The sequence below is a fragment of the Myxococcus sp. CA033 genome (genome assembly GCF_013336625.1).
GTDB classification, from domain to species: Bacteria; Myxococcota; Myxococcia; order Myxococcales; family Myxococcaceae; genus Myxococcus; species Myxococcus llanfairpwllgwyngyllgogerychwyrndrobwllllantysiliogogogochensis.
In genome coordinates, this window is sequence record NZ_JABUMU010000100.1 from 1 (window position 1) to 392 (window position 392).

At 65.3% G+C, this 392-nt stretch carries 1 protein-coding gene; it reads left to right on the forward strand.

What is annotated here, in order from left to right; genetic code table 11:
* A partial coding sequence (locus HUA78_RS45810; protein WP_174479144.1) for a hypothetical protein occupies nucleotides 1–392 on the forward strand: 392 nt, incomplete at both ends.

Sequence of the window (392 nt, forward strand, 5' to 3'; positions counted from 1 at the left end):
GAGGACGCCAGTTCCTCGATGAAGTCGCAAGCCTGGCCCCGTTGGAGATGACCGACTCGGCCGTCATCGGGATGGATGGAATCAGCCTCTATTTCCGCCTCCGTCATTCGAGCCAAGAGCGCGGTTTCGTCGCGTGGAGCCCGGACGCCCACCATGCGCCCCGGCATCATGCCCTGGTCCTGGCGCTCTTTCGGCTCGCGACCGAGCTGGCTCGCGAGGCCAACAGCATCGCGTTTCTGGAAGGCATCCACGGCTACCTGGATGCGGGGCTCCCCGTGAAAGTGTTCGAGGAGTCGCCGCGCCGCGTTCGTCTCTTTGGAGGGCTGTCGTCGTTGTCGTCCGAGGCCCTGGACTCGCTCTTCGCGGCGACTCCCCCAGAGACACCGCTGTTG